The following is a 17831-nucleotide window of genomic DNA, read 5'->3' as shown; positions in this document are numbered from 1 at the left end:
CACAGCCTAATCGCAGATGATCTCGACGACGATCACCGGGATCACGGGGATCAGACAGATGACGACGACGCAGAGCAGCAACGGGGCTCCGAGCGCCGCCAGGATCACGCCCGCCGCCAGCGGGACCAGGGCCGCCACCATCGCCGGCGCCGCATTCGACTTCGACCGGACCAGATACTCGTTCATGGCGATCACGCCGAGGCAGAAGACGGCCACCGGCACCGCCAGGCAGAGCACGATCGCCACGTTGGAGATGTGCGCCTTGCTCTCGATCCACAGCGCGACGACGTGCAGCCCGGCGCCGACACCCGCACAAGCCATCAGCAGCGGCATGTTGCCGTAGCCGAACGGGAAGCACCGCTCCGGATGTTCGCGCAGGGTCTCGCCGTTGGGCATGAGGAAGTACAGCCACCACATGGCGAAGGTGACCCCCATCGCGGCCAGTCCGAGGATCGCGGTCTGCACACTCCACCCGGTCCGTTCGATGAGGGCCTGCAGCAGCGCCACGGTCCCGACCACCCCCTCGCCGAGGGTGATGACGGTCAGCGTCGCGTAGCGCTCGGCGATGTGCGAGGGATTCCACGGCGTCGCCTTGACCCGGGTCTCGGCGACCCACGGACCGGTGCACTCGATCGCGACGCACACCACGGCCGCTGCCAAGGTGGCGCGCAGGTTCAGCGGCGCGACGGCGATGACGATCCAGCCCACTTGCGCGACCAGCGTGACGAGAGCGTAGGTGTAGCAGGTGCGGCGGTATTCCGGCGACTGAGCGCCCGCGCGCAGCCACTGGGCGACCATGCCGACGCGCATGACGATGTATCCGACGACCGGCATCGTCATGGCCGGGTGATGACCAGCGTCGATCGACGAGAACACCTCGGGGATGCCGATGGCCAGGATGGCGACGCCGATCATCTGGACCAGGACCAGCAGTCGGAACAGCCAGTCGTCGGTGTCGAAGGCGGAGGCGAACCACGCGAAATTGATCCACGCCCAGATCGCGGCGAAGGTCATCAGGACGTAGCCGGTGATCGCGGTCCAGTAGTGGCCCTCGGCCAGGTAGTGCGCCAGTTGCGCCGATGCCACGGAGAAGGCGACGACGAAGACCAGGTCGTAGAAGATCTCGAGATTGCTGCCGGCCCGGCCCTCCTCGGCGGGGTCGCGGCCGATCATCCGTCGCAGTCGTGATTGCAGTGGCATCCGACTACGGTAAACCGGCTGTCGTCCACATTCAGCGCGAGCTGTGGACAACCCGTGGGGCGGGGCCGCGGCCCGCGTGGGGCGTCGGAGACGACCTCTAGGCTCGACGCATGGCACTCGACGCAGCACAGCAGCAGACCGCCGCCGGCGTGATCACCGCGCTCGCCGGTCCCGACGCGAAGCTGCGCGACGACCAGCTCACCGCGGTCGAGCGCCTCGTGCAGCCGGTCAGTCCGGCCGCGAGTACGACATCGGGGGCGGAGCCAAGTGGATCCAGGGCACCACGAGTGCTCGTCGTCCAGGCCACCGGGTGGGGCAAGTCGGCCGTGTACTGGGTGGCGACGGCACTGCGCCGCGCCGCCGGAGCCGGACCAACACTCGTCGTCTCCCCGTTGCTGGCGCTGATGCGCGATCAGGTCGAGGCCGCCGCCCGCGCCGGACTGACGGCCGCGACCATCAATTCGTCGAACTTCGACGATTGGGGCGCCATCGAGGAGTCGGTGCGCGCCGAGAGCATCGACGTTCTGCTCGTGTCACCCGAGCGCCTGGCCAACCCCGGATTCGGGCGGCGCGTCCTCTCCGCCCTGGCAGGTCCCGACTCCCCCGGCCTCGGACTGCTGGTGATCGACGAGGCGCACGCGATCTCCGATTGGGGCCACGACTTCCGCCCCGACTACCGACGCGTCGCCGACGTTCTGCGCGAATTGCACCCCGGCTCACCGGTTCTCGCGACGACCGCGACGGCGAATGAACGGGTCACCGCCGACGTCGCCCGCCAGCTCGGTTCGGACACCACCGTGTTGCGCGGTCCGCTGGCACGAAAGTCGTTGCAGCTCAACGTGATCGACGGGTTGTCGCCGATTCAGCGGTATGCCTGGGTGGCCGAGCACATCGACTCGCTGCCCGGCTCCGGCATCGTCTACGCGCTCACCGTCGCCGATACGGACCGCCTGGTCACCGCGATCAAGGCGGTGCAGGGGGCGGACTATCCGGTGGCCGCGTATTCCGGGCAGCTCGACGCCGGTGCGCGCCAACGCCTCGAGGATGCGTTGGCGCGCAACGAGATCAAGGCGCTGGTCGCCACCTCCGCACTGGGCATGGGCTATGACAAACCGGACCTCGGATTCGTCATCCACATCGGGTCGCCACCGTCGCCGGTCTCCTACTACCAACAGGTCGGCCGTGCCGGGCGCGCACTCGACGAGGCCGTCGTCATGCTCCTCTCCTCCGGCACCGACGATCGGATCTGGGAGTACTTCGCCACCGCCTCGATCCCGGACCCGCGGCAGATGACGACCCTGCTCGAGGCGCTGCCCGACGAGTCCTCACCGCTTTCGGTCGTCGCGCTCGAGGCACAGACCGGGCTGCGTCGCACCAAGATCGACCTGATGCTCAAGCAGCTCGCCGTCGACGGAGCGGCCGAGCGGAGCACCGACGGCTGGTTCGCCACCGGAACCCCCTGGCGCTACGACGAGCAGCACTACGCCGACATCCTCTCGGTCCGCCGACGCGAGGCCGACATCATGCGCTCCTATGTCCGCGGCGAGCGCTGCCTGATGCAACTGCTCACCGCGGCGCTCGACGATCCGCTCACCGAGCCGTGCGGTCGGTGCAGCTTCTGTCGGGGCGGCGTACCGGAGGCGACGGCCGCTGTCGGCGCGGACTCGGTGCGCGCGATCACCGCGTCGCTGCGGGGCCGGGCGACTGTCTTCGAGCCGCGCAAGATGTGGCCGGGCGGAGCCTTCGGCGCGCGTGGCCGCATCCCCGCCGAGTTGGCGGCCGAACCGGGACGCGTCCTCGCCCACGCCGATGCGCCGGAATGGCAGGACGTGCTGCTCGCCGCCCAGCACGGCGAGGAGCAGGCCCTGGACGAGATGGCCGGCGCCGCCGTCGCCACCCTGCGCCCGTGGGGTCAAGAGTCCGGTGTCCGTCCCGATCAGATCTGGTCGCTGCGCCTCACCGGTCACGACCTCGCCGCCCAGCTGGCCGAGCGGCTGCGGGCGATCGGCCAGCGGACGGGCGCCGCACTGACGGTGCGTCCGGGCGGCCCGTCCGACGACGCGAACTCCGCCGCCGAGGCCGCGCATTGGCGAGACGCCATCGACGTTCCCGCCGACTCCGCACCGTCGGGCGCGGTACTGCTCGTGGTCGACGACACCCGCTCCGGGTGGCCCGTGACGGTCGCCGCGGCGAAACTCCGCGAAGCAGGTGCAACCGCGGTACTCCCCCTGGTCATCCACCGCAGCGTCTAGCGAGGGGCTCACATCCGCTACCGAATTTCCCGGTTTCTACCGTTGCTTCGGCAGCTTCTGTGGGATTCGGTAGCTGTTGGCCCGGCTAGGCGGGCACGAACTCGCCGTGACCCATCTCGCGCAGGGTGGCGCGAATCGTCTCGGCGGCCCGGTCCAGTTCGGCGGGGTCGGGGTCGGGGTCGGCCGCGGCGAAGGAGAAGTCCTCCAGCTTCCACGCGGGGAAGACGTGCAGATGCAAATGGGGCACTTCCAGCCCAGCGATCATCAGGCCGGCGCGCGGCGCGTCGAAGCCCTTCTTGACCGCCTGCCCCAGGGTGCGGGCCACGTCGGTCAAGTGGTCGAAGAGGCCGGAGTCCACGGCCTCCCAATGGTCGACCTCCTCGACGGGAACCACGAGCACGTGCCCGGGGGTCACCGGGTTGATGGTGAGGAAGACGACGGTTCGGTCGTCGCGCCACACGAACCGGCCCGGGAGTTGGCCGCTGATGATCATCGAGAACACGGAAGACATGGTTCCCATGCCAACCGACAACGCCCACGTTGTCAATCGCGGCGCTCGCCGCGCAACCCTCGACGACTCGCGCCGAACGAGCGATGTGCCGGGGCGCGCCGGAGCACACTACGAAGGATGAAGACGAAGGCTGCCATCTTGTTCGACGTCGGCGAGGATTGGAAAGTCGAAGAAGTCGAGTTGGGCGACCCGGTCGAGGGCGAGGTCCAGGTCCGGCTGACGAGTTCCGGACTATGCCACTCCGACCATCATCTGCGCACCGGTCAGAGTCCGGCGCGGATGCCGGTCATCGGCGGCCACGAGGGCGCCGGCACGGTCGTCAAGGTCGGGCCCGGCGTCAGCCGTTTCGCCGAGGGCGACCACGTGGTCACCGCCTTCATCCCCGCCTGCGGCGTCTGCGGCCCCTGTTCCCGGGGCGCGCAGAACCTGTGCGACGAGGGGGCCGGCCTGGTCAAGGGGCGCGCGATTGCCGACCAGACGAACCGGGTCACCCACAACGGCGTCGGACTCACGCCGATGTGCCTGCTCGGGACCTTCTCGCCCTACATCACCGTGAACCAGGCGTCGCTGGTGAAGATCGAGGACGACATCCCGTTGCGCGAAGCGGCACTGCTCGGCTGTGGGATCGCGACCGGCTGGGGCTCGGCGACCCAAATCGGCGGCACCCGCCCCGGTGACACGGTCGTCGTCGTCGGCATCGGTGGCGTCGGCATCAATTCGGTCCAGGGCGCCAAGGCCGCCGGTGCGCGTCACGTGGTGGCCGTCGACCCGGTGGGGTTCAAGCGCGACATGGCCGAAAGGCTCGGCGCCACACACGTCTTCGAGAGCATGGAAGCCGCCCTGCCCGCCGTCGAAGAGATGACCTGGGGCCGGATGGCCGACACCGTCATCCTCACCATCGGCGAGATCAAGGGCGAGCACATCGCCCCCGGATTGGCGCTGACCGGAAAGGGTGGTCAGACCCTCGTCGTCGGGATGGGCGACTTCGCCGCGATGGACGTCTCCCTCAACCTCTTCGACCTCACGCTGATGCAGAAACGGCTACAGGGCGCGATCTTCGGCGGCGCCGGACCGCGCACCCAGGTGCCGACCCTCCTCGACGAGTACCGTGCGGGCGCGCTGAACCTCACCGACCTGGTCACGCGGACCTACCGTCTGGAAGACATCAACAAGGGCTACGACGACATGCTCGCCGGCGTCAACATCCGCGGAATGATCGTCTACGACGAGACCGACTGGTAGGCGGCCTTTCCCACGGCTGCCGATGCAGCCGGGAGGTCCACCCAGAACGTCGCCCCGTGTCCCGGCTCGGAATCCACGCCGACCTGGCCGCCGTGGGCGGCGACCAGGGCGGAGACGATCGACAGACCCAGACCGTTCCCGGCTCCGTTGGCACCGCGCGAGCGGGAGCTGTCGCCGCGGAAGAAGCGGTCGAAGACCCGTTTCTTGTCCTCCTCGGTGAGGCCCGGACCGTCGTCGGCCACCTGCATCCGCACCGTGTGGGAGGCCGGGTTCTCGATGACGGAGACCATGATCGACGCCGACGGCGGGGTGTGCGCGACGGCGTTGTTGATCAGATTGCGCAACACCTGCATCAGTCGCGGGTGATCGCCCAGGACGACCGGCGACGGATCGGGGGCCTCCAACTCGACGATCCGGTCCGGGGCGGCGGCCAGCGCCGAATGCACCGCCTCGAGTGCGAGTTCGGAAACTTTGACCGGGGCGCGCTCGATCGGGCGATCGGCGTCGAGGTGGGCGAGCATCATGAGGTCGGACACCAGCAGGGACATCCGCGTCGCCTCGTCGTTGACGCGGCGGAAGGCGTCGTCGGCATCGGTGACCGCACCCTGCTGGTACAGCTCGGCGAATCCCTTGATAGACGTCAACGGGGTGCGCAGCTCGTGGCCCGCGTCGGCGACGAACCGGCGCATCTTCTCCTCCGACGCCCGGGCCTGCCGCTCAGATGCCTCGACGGCGGCGAAGGCCTCCTGGATGCGGGCCAACATCAGGTTGAACGAGTTGGCGAGGCTGCCGACCTCGGTATGCGGCGACGACTCGGGCACGCGTTCGTCCAGATCGCCCTCGGCGATGGCGTGCGCCGTCTCCTCCACCCGGCGGAGGGGCCGCAGGCTGCGCTGCACCAGGAGATAGCTGAGCAACGACATCAGCGAGATGACGACGATCCCGACGGTGAGTTGCAGGCGGACCAATCGCGACGCCGTCTCGTCGACCAGCGTCAGCGGCATCGCCACGATGGATTCGCCGTGCGGGTTACTCGACTTGATGACCCGCCACTCGGGTCCGCCGGCCTCCACCGACGGCACCGTCACCGGGCCAACGTGTTCGGCCGGGTTGTCCTCCACCGACCGCACGTCGGGGTTGAAGCCCGAATCGTTGCTGCGGACCATCACCCCCTCGCCGAGGGCGACCCGGACGTAGAAGTTCGACGGTGGGCGCCGCGCGCTGGCCGGGCCGCGCTGATTGGCCAGCTTAGGGTCGCGCGGCCGCGCCCAGGTCTGGACGGCGGCGCTCAACTGCGAGTCGACGCGGCGGAACAGGTCTTCGCGCATCGCCCGGCTGACCAGGATCCCGGACACCGTCAGGCCGGCGACGACCAGCAGTGCGGCCAGCACCACCAGGGAGATTCGAAGCGGAATGCGAGCCACGATCGGCTCAGCGCGGTTCGCGCATGACGTACCCGACGCCGCGCAGCGTATGGATCAGGCGCTTCTCGCCGGTGTCGACCTTGCGACGCAGGTAGGAGACGTAGGACTCGACGACGTTGACGTCGCCGCCGAAGTCGTAGTTCCAGACGTGGTCGAGGATGCGCGGCTTGGACAGCACCGTGCCGGCGTTGACCATGAAGTAGCGCAGCAGGGTGAACTCGGTCGGCGAGAGCGCCACCAACTCGCCGTCCTTCCAAACCTCGTGCGTCTCGTCGTCGAGTTCGATGTCGGAGAACACGATCCGCGTCGAGCGTTCCGCCGAGTCGGTGAAGCCGGAGCGCCGCAGCATGACTTCGAGGCGGGCCACGACCTCCTCGAGGCTGAACGGTTTGGTGACGTAGTCGTCGCCGCCGATCGTCAGACCGTTCACCTTGTCGGCGACGGAGTCGCGCGCGGAGAGGAAGAGCGCCGGCGCGTCGATCCCGTCGTCGCGAAGCCGTTTGAGCAGGCCGAAGCCGTCCATCCCCGGCATCATCACGTCGAGTACGAGGAGATCGGGGCGGTGCGTCCGACAGATGTCGAGCGCCTCGGGGCCGTTGGCGGCGGTCGTCACGTCGTAGCCCTGGAACTTCAGCGAGACGCTGAGCAGTTCGCGGATGTTCTCCTCGTCGTCGACGACGAGCACTCGGGCGTCCTTGGCTGCAGCTGTCATGGCACCAGTGTGCCGCGCCGGGGACCACCACACCTGACGATTAGCTGTCAGACACCTGTGAGCGCGGCCAGGAACGGGCGGACTCGGGCGAGAAACAGCTCCGGCCGCTCGGCGAACACCTCGTGCGCCGCCGGGAGCCGGACCACTGCCGCGTCGGGGAGCGCCACCGACAACGCCCGTTTGTTGAGCGGGTACGGATTGATCACGTCGCGCATCCCCCAGAGGACCTGGACCGGCACATCGGTGGCGACGCGGGCCGAACCCAGATACACCCGCGGATCGGCGAAGCTCTGCCAGAGCGAGCAGTACACCGCCAGCCGGCGCTGGTCGGCGCGCAGTTCGCGGACGCGCAGATAGGCCGCCCGCACGCCGTCGGCCGAGCGTTTTCCCAGGTAGAGACGGGCGAGGGGCCGCACGGCACGGCGAGCGAAGGACGGCTTCGCCATCACCGAGCAGAAGGCGCGCATCGGCGGGTTCGGCGGCGCGAATCCCGCCGGATTCACCAGCACGACCGCGGCGACCTCGCGACGACGCTCCGCCAGACGCATCGCGACGAATCCGCCGACGCTGTTGCCGATGACGGCGAGCCGGTCGAATCCCCGCGACGCCAGCTCGTCGAGGACCTGTTCCGCCACGTCGACCAGGCCGACCGCGGTCACGGCATGCGGATCGCCGACCGTCGACTCGCCGAATCCGGGCCAGTCGAGCACGGCCACCGCGTGGTCGCGGGACAGGTCCGGCACCACCTGGTCGAAGTCGCGGGCGTCGCCGGGGTTGGCGTGCAGCAGCAACAGCCCCGGCGCGGTAGACGGATCGCGGCCGTGCAGGTGGACCGCGACGTCGCCGAGCGCGGTGGGAACCACGAGAGTCATCGGGCCATGCTATCCCGCCCGACACCCAATCCCACACGGCCGCAATCGATTTCGGGTCGCTATCCGGCGCGATCGGCGTCCTTCTGCAGCGGCCCGAGATAGAGGCCGCGCGGCACCCCGCCCGGTGCGCACCAGTCGGTCAGTTGCTCGCCCCGCTCGACCAACGCGCGCTCGACGCGGGCCGGCACGGTCTCGCACAGCACCAGTTCGATGCCGTCGGGTCCCGGCCGCCAGCCGCCGACGACGCGCCCGGCCCACCACGCGGTGGTCCCACCGTTGCCGTTGCGGTCGAACAGCAGGCGTTCATTGTCGCCGAGATAGAAGCCGCGCTGCTTGTGCCCCATCGTGGTGGGGTCGAGTTCGGGCAGCAGCGCCACCGAATCGTCGGGCTCGGGATCGTCGGCCTCGACGTCGTCGGGCAGCAGATAGCCCACGGTCCCGTCGTCCAGGTCCACCTCGACCGCGCCGATCCGCGCCAGAGCCCGGCGCACCGCGCTCTTGGTCGACCCGAGCCACCACACGATGTCGGTCTCGGTACCGGGACCGTAGGCCCGGAGCCAGCGCTCGACGAGCGCGGCATGCCCATCGTCGACGGACATCGGTTCGGGCTCGCGCCCCAACCACCGTGCCATCGGCTCCCAGGCGATGCGCGAGGTGTACCAGGGCCCGTCGTCGGGGCCCCGGACGATCCGACCGGCGGCGGCGAGGTGGTTGAGGACGCGCGAGCCCATCTGCACCGGCCCACCCCACGAGCTGTCCGGGGCGACCATGACGGCCCGGTCGAGGATCGGCACCGCGGCGCGCACCTGCGCCGTGGACTGCGGGCCATGCCTTTCGATCTCGGCGAGCGCCGCCGCGCAGGCCTCGTCCAGCCAGGCGTCCGGGTCGGCGATGTCGGGGCTGCGCCGCAGGTCGCGCAGCATATTGGTGCGCTCCGACGCGGCGACGCGCTCGCTGACCGCGCCCAACACCTCGTCGAGTACGGGGTGGCTGGTCACGAACAGCGTGCGCCGCATACCGAGGTGTTTGACGACGCTGCGCTGCTCGTACAGCGCGGCGTCGACATCGGCGATCGTCAGCTGCGGGGCCCGCGCCCACGTCGACAGATAGACCGTCGACGCGGTGGTCGCGTGCAGGGCGAGCACCGCATCGGCCACCTCGGCGACCCCGCCCGGCACATCCGCGCGGGTGTCACCCAGGTGTTGACGGTGCCACTGCCTGGCACGGCGCTGCGCATCGGTGATCCGGGGTCGGGCTGGCACGAGGCCAGTCTATGGCCGGGTACCGACACCGTTCGCGCATGCGCGACTCACCGTGCACGACTTACCGTGCCACTCAGTGGCGCAGCGACCAGTCCATCCAGTCGATGGTCTGCATACCGAACAGGTCGGTGCCCCAGCCGTACATGTCGGTGAGCGCCTTGACCATGCTGCAGTCGGTCGGGTGGTAGGCGACCTTCGTGCCGCCCTTGCGATAGCCGCGCGCGAGGCGACGGGCGTCCTCGGCCGGAACCAGCGACATCGGCGAATCGTCGGCGACGCAGGAGGCGATCAGCACCCGCGACTTGGGCGCCTTGCGGCCCAAGAGGTTGTCGTCGTAGACCTTCCGGAAGGCCTTGATGTCGGCCGGGTGCTGGTTGCCCTTGAACAGGGTCTGCAGCGGCACGAACGGCAGGGTGAAGTAGGCCGGCGTCTGGCACTGGGTGCGGTAGACGTCGGCGAGGGCCTTGCCCGCCGGGGTGAGGTGGTCGTCGATCCGCATCTGCGGGTAGCGCGGTTCGAGGCCGAGCAGCGTCGCGAAGGCGAAGCCGGAGCCGACCGATCCGCTGGAGGTGCGGATGAAGTTGCGCTGGTTGATAACCATGCCTTCGAGCACCGTCGAACGAATGTCCAGTTCGGGTGCGTAGTCGGCCGCGTTCTCCGCCGCGAACCCCGCCCCGACGCCGCCGCCGGCGATGCCGAACAGGCTGATCGGCGCCTTCGGGTTGAGTCCGGCGCGCTTGAAGTTCAGCGAGGCGCGCAGCATGTCCGACATCGCGTTGCCCGCGTACTTACCGGCGAAGACGCCGTGCGGACGCGGATCACCGTCGTTGCCGACGTCGCTGATGGTCACCGCGTAGCCACGGTTGAACATCTGCGCGAGCGGGCCGAGGGCCGACCATGACGAGCCGTCCATCGGGTCGCCGCCGGTCCACATCGTCGACGGGTGGCAGTAGGCGCCGACGCTGTCGTTGGCCATCTGGTAGCCGACGACCTTGCGCTGGTCGTTGCGCTTGCCGTCGCGCGGGATCATGACGATGCCGGTGCTGATGGTGGACTCGCCGTGCAGGCCGGTCGTGACGTACATCAGTTTGTACGCATCGATGTTGCCCGGGCGGAAGCCGGTGAACTGCACCCCGACCTTCTTCGCCTTGAGCAACTGGCCCGGCTTCTCGGCGCCGGTGAGCTTGGGCTCCCGGTAGAACGGGTCGTTCGGCAACAGCGGCGAGAAGATCTCCTGCGGGCTGCCGATGCGGCCGTTGGTGAAGGTGCCGACGACGTAGCCGTTGAACACCTCGCCGACTTGCGGGGTCCGGTTGGGCGGCGAGTGCGGGGCGGCGGTGGCCGGCGCGGCGACGGCGCCCAGGCCGATGGCCGCGGCGGCGACGACCGCTGCGATGCTGGTCAAACGGTTCACTTGTAAGTCACCTTCAACGTCTGGAGGGCCGACTGCATCATCGGCAGGAGGTTCCACATCGGGCGGTGGGATTCGATCTGCTGGTCGTAGGGGATCAACAGGGTGGCGCGCAGCTGCGGCCAGCGGTGCTCGACCTGATCGCGGTATTTGGGCAGCAACTGATCGGTGATGTAGGCCCACCGGTCAGGGTAGACAGACCAGTTCCAGCTGGGCAGCGGAACGGCCAGTTCGGCCGGGCGCCCGTTGGGGGCGATACCGCTGATGGTGATCGGGCGGAACGAACGCGGGGCGACGACACCGGCCACCGACGGCGAGCCCGCCGCCGTGGAGGCGTAGGTCATCGCGTAACCGACGTCGCCCTTGTAGGCCCGGGTGGCATCCCACTGCTTCTTGATGACCTCGCCCTGCTCGCGGCGCAGCAGTCGCGCGTTGCCCGCGGCGATGCCGTCGGGGCTCTTGCTGGCGATGGCGGTCCAGGCCGCCATGATCTCGTCGGAGAAGAGGCCGGCGCGGTTCATCTCGGCCAGCGCGGGGAGTCCGCCGACGACGTAGGCGCGGTGCATCGGCATCAGGTCGGAGAAGATGTTCTTCTGCATGATGAGGATGTCGCCCTGGATCTTGCGCAGGTCCGCGGGGGTGATCTTCGCGCCGACGCGGGCCAGGGCGCGCAGGCCACGGGGCAGCTTGTCGACGAAGACCGGTCCGAGCACCTGGTTGGTCTGCGCCACGATCGCGTTGGCGACCGGGGCGAGCCGGGTGAAGTCGTAGACGTTGGTCGCCAATTCGAAGTCGAGGAGTCCACCGCCGAAGTCGGCGCCGACGAGCCCGCCCATCCCGGCCCACTGCAGTTCGCGATGGGACAGCTGCAGGTTCTCGTAGAAGCGGTACGACTTGACCAGGTTCGCGCGGTTGGCGCTGACGCCGTCACGCGGGTTCCAGCTGGCCAAGTTGATCCCGGCCGCGGTCGTCGTGTCGGCGAGCCAGTACTGCCACAACAGCGCCTGGTAGCGCGTCGGCGCCACTCCCGACGCCCGCGCCTGCCCGAGCAGCGCCCGGAGCTTGACCGGATCGGTCGGCAGGACCGGGTTGACCCCACCGGGGCCGTGGCCGGCGTCCCGGTTGATCAGCGGAAGGTCGAGGTACCGATCAATCGGTGCTGCCGAAGCAGTTGCGGTCGCAGTGGTCGCCGTCGCCGTTGCGACGAGCAGACCGACGGCTAGTTTGCGCAGTAGTGGGCGCACGAATACTCCATCTCCGGTGGGCAGACCCGATCGGGGCATGCCGGTAGACATACCCCGATCGGGGCATGCGGCATTCAAGAACCTAAAGGGTTGTTGCGATCGCAAACAAGCCAGAACACCGGAAAGTGAGACGCATCACGATAACCGTCTCAAGTGAGGAGCCTGCGGCGAGGTCACTCAGCGGCGAGCGCCGCCACCGCCTCGATCTCCACCAGTTGGCCGTCCAACGGCAGCACCGTCACGCCGAGCACACTGGTCGGCGGCACGCCGTCGCCGAAGACCTCGACGACCGCACCCCAGGCGACGTCGAGGTCGACCTGCATCCGCTCCGCGACGTGGACCGTCAGCTTCGCGACGTCGGTGAATCCCGCGCCACGCTCGGCGAGGACCGACTCGAGGTTCGCCAGGCACTGCTTCGTCTGGCCCACCACGTCGTTCTCCGGGGTGACCGCGCCGTCGGCGTCGATGGGTGCGATCCCGGCCGTGAACAGCAGCGGACCGGCACTCACCGTGGCGCTGTGCGGGAAGCCCTGATGGGGCAGGGCGGAGGACTGATCTCGACGTACCGACATGCGACGAAGTCTAGTCGGGCCGGTCTCCCCCGTCGCCCGATCATCATCACCCCGCGCGGGTGAACGGCGCCCCGAGCGGAGACGAGCAGTGGCAGCGTGAGGACACCACGCACTCGACCTCACCGACGTCAAAGGAGTCATCCAGTGACCAAGCCGTTCAACGGAGTCATCCGGCTCGACGTCCGCGATTCGGTCGCCGACTGGGAACCGTACAAGCTCAAGGAGGCTCCCGAGGGCGCGCCGAACGTCCTGGTGATCCTCTACGACGACACGGGATTGGCGGCCTGGTCGCCCTACGGTGGCCGGATCGAGATGCCGACCATGCAGAAGCTGGCCGACAACGGGTTGACCTATACGCAGTGGCACACCGCCGCACTGTGTTCGCCCACCCGCTCGATGTTCCTCACCGGGCGCAATCACCACCAGAACCGCTGCGCCTCGATCACCGAGGGCACCAATGGCTTCCCCGGCGCCGCCGGACGGCTGCCTGCCGAGTGCGCGACGATCGGTCAGGTCTTGCAGGACAACGGCTACAGCACGTTCTGGGTGGGCAAGAACCACAACGTGCCCGAAGAGGACGTCTGTTCGGGTGGTTCGAAGAGTGAGTGGCCGCTGAGCAAGGGATTCGACCGCTTCTACGGCTTCATCGGCGGTGAGACCAACCAGTGGTACCCCGACCTGGTGGAGGACAACCGCTTCATCGAGCAACCGTACATGCCAGAAGAGGGCTACCACCTGTCGAAAGACCTTGCCGACCAGGCGATCCGCATGTTGCGCGACCAGAATTCGTCCAACCCGTCCAAGCCCTGGTACATGTGGTGGTGCCCGGGTGCCAACCATGCTCCGCACCACTCCCCCGAGGAGTACATCGAGAAGTACAAGGGCCAGTTCGACGACGGCTACGAGGCCTACCGGGAGTGGGCGCTGGACAACATGATCTCCAAGGGCATCGTCCCCGAGGGCACCAAGTTGACCCCGATCAACCCGATGCCGCAGGACCAGGCCAACCCGGCCGACGAGGTCCGTCCGTGGGATTCGCTCAACGACGACGAGAAGAAGTTGTTCGCCCGCATGGCCGAGGTGTACGCCGGGTTCTCCGAGTACACCGACGCCCAGGCCGGTCGGATCATCGACTACTTGGAGAAGTCGGGTCAGCTCGACAACACGCTGGTCGTCTACGCCGCCGACAACGGCGCATCGGGTGAGGGATCCCCCAACGGATCGGTCAACGAGAACAAGTTCTTCAACGGGTACCCCGACGCGCTCGAAGAGAACATGAAGCACCTGGGCGATCTGGGCAGCACCGCTACCTACAACCACTACCCGACGGGGTGGGCGGTGGCGTTCTCCACGCCGTTCCAGATGTTCAAGCGCTACTCGCAATACTCGGGCGGCACGTGCGACCCGCTGGTCATCAGCTGGCCCAAGGGCATTAAGGCCAAGGGCGAGATCCGGCACCAGTACCACCACGCCACGGACATCGTCCCGACCATCCTCGACGTGGTCGGTTTGGAGATGCCCGACACCTACCGCGGCGTCAAGCAGATCCCCTTGGCCGGTGTGTCGATGCGCTACAGCTTCGACAAGGCCGACGAGCCGACGAAGAAGAAGACTCAGTACTACGCGATGCTCGGCACCCGCGGCATCTGGCAGGACGGCTGGAAGGCCGCGGCGGTACACGCTCCGCTGACCGACAAGGGCAACTTCGACAAGGACCGCTGGGAGCTGTACCACATCGACGAGGACCGATCGGAGTCGACGAACCTCGCCGACCAGCACCCGGAGAAGGTCGAAGAGCTGGTCAAGGTGTGGTTCGACGAGGCGGAGAAGAACAACGTACTGCCGCTCGACGACCGCCCGGCCGTCGAAATGCTCACCGTCGAGCGTCCGCAGTCGGAGCCGCCGCGCACCCGCTACGTCTACTACCCCGACACCTCTCCGGTACCCGAGGGCGTGGCGGTCAACATCCGCGGCCGAGACTACAAGATCCTCGCCGACGTGCGGGTCACCAAGGACTCCGAAGGAGTGCTGTTCGCGCACGGCTCGCGGTTCGGCGGCCACTCGCTGTTCATCAAGGACCACAAGCTGTACTACGCGTACAACTTCCTGGGCATCGAAGAGCAGGTTCTCGAGTCGAAGGAGCTGCCTGAAGGCGACCTGACGCTCGGCGTGGAGTTCACCCGCGAGAAGGCCGGCGAACACGGCGAATCCCTCGGCACCATGACGCTGTACGTCGGCGACGAGGCCGTCGACTCCAAGCCCTTCCGGGTCCAGGTCGGTAAGTTCACCCTCTCCGGCGACGGCCTCTGCGTCGGCTTCGACAGCGCCGACCCGGTGAGCGCCCTCTACAAGGACAAGGGCAACTACCCGTTCACCGGTGGGGAGTTGCTCGGCGTCGGCATCGATGTCTCGGAGGAGCAGTATCTCGATCTGGAGAAGGAAGCCGCGGTGGCCTTTGCGCTCGACTGAGCGGACACCCCCGGTTTCTTCTTCGCAACCCCCGTTCCGTCCCCCTGCCTACACTGAACGGGTGCTTGGTATCGACCGGGATTCGAGCGGCCGGGACGTACGATTCGCCGTTCCCGAATTCACCGATCTGCTCCGTCGCAGCCGCATCGACCAGCGGTTGACCCAGGCCGTCGACGAGCATCGGGTGACGATGCTCAGCGCACCGAGCGGCTACGGGAAGACGGTGGCCGTGGCCGAGTGGGTCCGGGGATACGGCAGACCGATCGCCTGGCTCTCGTTGAATCGATACGACGCCGATCCCCTCGCACTGTCGTCGGGGCTGCTCGCCACCCTGCGACGCACGGCCCGGACGATGGACGACGCCGACATGCTCGCCGAGCTGGACGTCGTCAACGGCGCGGCTATCGGCGCCCTGCATGCCGCCGTCTGCTCTGCCGCACGGGTTGCGGACACCCCGATCGTCGTGGTCCTCGACGATCTGCACTTCGCCGGCACCCGCCTGACCGAGAGTGTCGTGTGCGCGCTGGTCGAGCAGGGACCGCCGAATCTGCGTCTGGTCCTCGTGGGCCGCGACCCCGACCAGGTGCCGTTGGCCAAGCGGATCCTCGGCGGGGACACCGTCCACATCACCAGCGAAACCCTCCTGTTCACCCCCGAGGAGATCGCCGCGGTGGCCGCCGACTTCGACTGGGCCGACGTCGACCTCGACGCACTCGTCGCGAAGACGGGCGGCTGGGCCGCGGCCGTACGGCTGGCCATGCTGGTCTTCACCGGTGGCCGCTCGGATACCCGACGCAAACCATCGGCGCGCACCGACGACCTGCTGCTGTCGATCATCGCCGACGACGTGCTGGACACCCTGCCGCCCGATCTCGCCGGATTCGTCCTCGACACCACGACGGTGTCCGACCTCGACGAACATCTCGCCGTCGGACTCAGCGGACGCCCCAATGCCCTGGAGTTGCTGGAACAGTGCCGTCGTCGCGGCCTGTTCCTGGAGCGCTTCGGGGACGGCGACCTGCCGCAGTACCGCTGGCACAACGTCTTTGCCAGCCGATGCCGCCAGTTGGTCGCCTTGCGCGACGCCGCGCACTCGCGGGAACTGCACCGGCGCGCCGCCGAACTCCTCGCCGAACACAACCCGATCCGCGCGATCGAAGAGGCGTTGGTCGGCGGCGACCCGGATCTGGCCTGCCGGATCCTCGTCGACTCCTGGACCCTGCTGCTGGCGGGCCGGGCCGACGAGTCGCCCGACCGCGTCCTGGCCCGGCTGCCCGAGCCGTATGCGACCCGCCCGGAGATCCTCGCCATCACGGCCTGCGCGATCGACATGGCCGGGCGGCGCTCGGAGGGGCAGGCGCTGCTGGCCTCGGCCGAAGGCGACAGCGCGGCCAACCGGCCGTCGGACCCCGCCGACCAGTGGCGCGCCGAACTGACCGATGCCTGCGCACGCCTCTTCCTCAGCGACGAGCGGGCCGAACTCATCGAGGCCCTCGGCGTCGCCCACGAGAACCTCGCGCACGCCCGCACCCTCGGACCGGCGCGCTACGCGGCATACCAACTCCTCCTCGGCCGCTCCCACATGATCCTGCGCCACGACGTGCCGGAGGGAATCTCGTTACTCAAGAGCGCCGAGTGGCACGCCACCGAGACCGGCGAGAAGGTGTTGGCCCGCCGCGCCGCCGGCTTCCTGGCTTTCAGCTACAGCTGGATCGGTGACTTCACGCAGGCGGAGGCGGTGCTCGCCCGTATCCACGACGTCGACGGGTATTCCGACGACTGGTCCACCCAGATCGGGGTTCCCGAACTCAGCGCGGTGGGGTGGACCGCCTACTGGCGGGGCGACTTCGATACCGCGCGGCGGGCGTTCGGGAGATGCTTGGATTCGCGGAGCGAGGCCGCGAGCTACCGCAGCATCGCCGGCCAATACCTCGCCATCATCGCGGCGATAGACGGCGATGACCGCGAACGACGGGATGCGCTCGCGCTCGTCAGGCAGATCCCCAACACCCAGGTGCGCGGCGCGCCGTTCGAGCTCTACCGAACCGTGGCCTTCGCGAAGCTCGCCGAGGCCGAAGGGGACTTCGACCGCGCCGGCGCCCTGGTCCGCGGGATTCGCAACGACCTGCGCGAGGCCCCCGCCGCCGCGGTGGTCGCCATCGACCTGATCCGACGCCACGTCGGCAAACACGCCGCGGCCGCCGCCGTCAAGCAGATGGCGCCGATGACGCTCTCGAACTACGTTCGCGCGTCGCTGCTGGTCACCTCGGCTCTGATCCAGCGCGCGGACGGCGACTACCGGGCGGCACACGAGGTCTTGGAGCGCGCACTCGACGCCGCGGCGCCGGAACGGATCAGACGGCCGTTCCTCGAACCCGATCCGGCTCTCGTCGATCTACTCGGCGAGCACGGCCGGTGGGGATCGAACCATATGGCCTTCCTCGCCGACCTGCGCGTCCCGCCGCGGGCCATCGACAACCTCACCGACCGCGAGCAGCAGATCCTCGGCTACCTGCGCACGGCGATGACGATGACCGAAATCGCCGCGGAGCTCTCGCTCTCGGTCAACACGATCAAGACCCACACGCGTTCGCTCTACCGCAAGCTGGGGGTGCAGAACCGGCGAGACGCCGTCGCCTCCGCGGCTCGCAAGCGGTGAC

13 protein-coding genes are annotated in these 17831 nt (G+C 68.5%); 4 read left to right on the top strand and 9 right to left on the bottom strand.

Translation table 11 applies throughout. The features are described from left to right. Positions 1–6: 6 nt before the first annotated feature. Positions 7–1200, bottom strand: a complete 1194-nt coding sequence (locus HUN08_RS02680) for a low temperature requirement protein A (protein ID WP_301546850.1) — start codon at positions 1198–1200, stop codon at positions 7–9. A 110-nt stretch (positions 1201–1310) separates the two neighbouring features. Here HUN08_RS02680 and HUN08_RS02675 point away from each other — a divergent pair, with 110 nt between their 5' ends. After that, on the top strand, positions 1311–3452 hold the full coding sequence (locus HUN08_RS02675; RefSeq protein ID WP_124245681.1) for an ATP-dependent DNA helicase RecQ: 2142 nt from the start codon (positions 1311–1313) through the stop codon (positions 3450–3452). 85 nt (positions 3453–3537) lie between these two features. On the opposite strand, the gene HUN08_RS02670 is transcribed toward HUN08_RS02675, so the two are convergent. Then, entirely contained in the window at positions 3538–3963 is a 426-nt protein-coding gene (locus tag HUN08_RS02670) for an HIT family protein (RefSeq protein ID WP_124245682.1), read from the bottom strand. Between the two features lie 117 nt (positions 3964–4080). On the opposite strand from HUN08_RS02670, the gene HUN08_RS02665 reads away from it, so the two are divergent. Then, positions 4081–5205, top strand: coding sequence for an NDMA-dependent alcohol dehydrogenase (locus tag HUN08_RS02665; RefSeq protein WP_124245683.1), 1125 nt, complete (start codon positions 4081–4083; stop codon positions 5203–5205). On the opposite strand, the gene HUN08_RS02660 is transcribed toward HUN08_RS02665, so the two are convergent. From HUN08_RS02660 to HUN08_RS02630, 7 genes are all read right to left on the bottom strand, one after another. Further along, entirely contained in the window at positions 5184–6629 is a 1446-nt protein-coding gene (locus tag HUN08_RS02660; protein WP_124245684.1) for a cell wall metabolism sensor histidine kinase WalK, read from the bottom strand. The genes HUN08_RS02665 and HUN08_RS02660 overlap by 22 nt on opposite strands. A gap of 7 nt (positions 6630–6636) precedes the next feature. Then, complete coding sequence (locus tag HUN08_RS02655; RefSeq protein WP_124245685.1) at positions 6637–7341, bottom strand: response regulator transcription factor; 705 nt, start codon at positions 7339–7341, stop codon at positions 6637–6639. 47 nt (positions 7342–7388) lie between these two features. Further along, entirely contained in the window at positions 7389–8213 is an 825-nt protein-coding gene (locus tag HUN08_RS02650; protein ID WP_124245686.1) for an alpha/beta fold hydrolase, read from the bottom strand. A 59-nt stretch (positions 8214–8272) separates the two neighbouring features. Next, a complete protein-coding gene (locus tag HUN08_RS02645) occupies positions 8273–9475 on the bottom strand; it encodes a winged helix DNA-binding domain-containing protein (protein ID WP_124245687.1) in 1203 nt (400 codons plus the stop codon). A 73-nt stretch (positions 9476–9548) separates the two neighbouring features. Next, complete coding sequence (locus HUN08_RS02640; RefSeq protein WP_301546849.1) at positions 9549–10880, bottom strand: lipase family protein; 1332 nt, start codon at positions 10878–10880, stop codon at positions 9549–9551. Between the two features lie 5 nt (positions 10881–10885). Further along, positions 10886–12130, bottom strand: coding sequence for a hypothetical protein (locus tag HUN08_RS02635; protein WP_124245689.1), 1245 nt, complete (start codon positions 12128–12130; stop codon positions 10886–10888). A gap of 173 nt (positions 12131–12303) precedes the next feature. Then, positions 12304–12702 (bottom strand): RidA family protein, encoded by a 399-nt coding sequence (locus HUN08_RS02630; protein ID WP_124245690.1) that lies wholly within the window; start codon positions 12700–12702, stop codon positions 12304–12306. Positions 12703–12846: 144 nt separating this feature from the next. Here HUN08_RS02630 and HUN08_RS02625 point away from each other — a divergent pair, with 144 nt between their 5' ends. Beyond that, positions 12847–15171, top strand: a complete 2325-nt coding sequence (locus tag HUN08_RS02625; protein WP_124245691.1) for an arylsulfatase — start codon at positions 12847–12849, stop codon at positions 15169–15171. Positions 15172–15232: 61 nt separating this feature from the next. After that, positions 15233–17830: a LuxR C-terminal-related transcriptional regulator gene (locus HUN08_RS02620; RefSeq protein WP_124245692.1), complete on the top strand. Its 2598-nt coding sequence runs from the start codon at positions 15233–15235 to the stop codon at positions 17828–17830. The last annotated feature ends 1 nt before the right edge of the window (position 17831 follow it).

Origin of the sequence: Gordonia sp. X0973 (assembly GCF_013348785.1) — a bacterium.
Classification (GTDB): domain Bacteria; phylum Actinomycetota; class Actinomycetes; order Mycobacteriales; family Mycobacteriaceae; genus Gordonia.
This window is presented reverse-complemented; position numbering and strand designations above follow the sequence as displayed.

Excerpts from the sequence above, each read along its gene's own strand:
- HUN08_RS02680 (WP_301546850.1), bottom strand. The coding sequence starts at position 1,200 with ATGCCACTGCAATCACGACTGCGACGGATGATCGGCCGCGACCCCGCC.
- HUN08_RS02650 (WP_124245686.1), bottom strand. The coding sequence starts at position 8,213 with ATGACTCTCGTGGTTCCCACCGCGCTCGGCGACGTCGCGGTCCACCTG.
- HUN08_RS02655 (WP_124245685.1), bottom strand. The coding sequence starts at position 7,341 with ATGACAGCTGCAGCCAAGGACGCCCGAGTGCTCGTCGTCGACGACGAG.
- HUN08_RS02630 (WP_124245690.1), bottom strand. The coding sequence starts at position 12,702 with ATGTCGGTACGTCGAGATCAGTCCTCCGCCCTGCCCCATCAGGGCTTC.
- HUN08_RS02665 (WP_124245683.1), top strand. The coding sequence starts at position 4,081 with ATGAAGACGAAGGCTGCCATCTTGTTCGACGTCGGCGAGGATTGGAAA.
- HUN08_RS02670 (WP_124245682.1), bottom strand. The coding sequence starts at position 3,963 with ATGTCTTCCGTGTTCTCGATGATCATCAGCGGCCAACTCCCGGGCCGG.
- HUN08_RS02675 (WP_124245681.1), top strand. The coding sequence starts at position 1,311 with ATGGCACTCGACGCAGCACAGCAGCAGACCGCCGCCGGCGTGATCACC.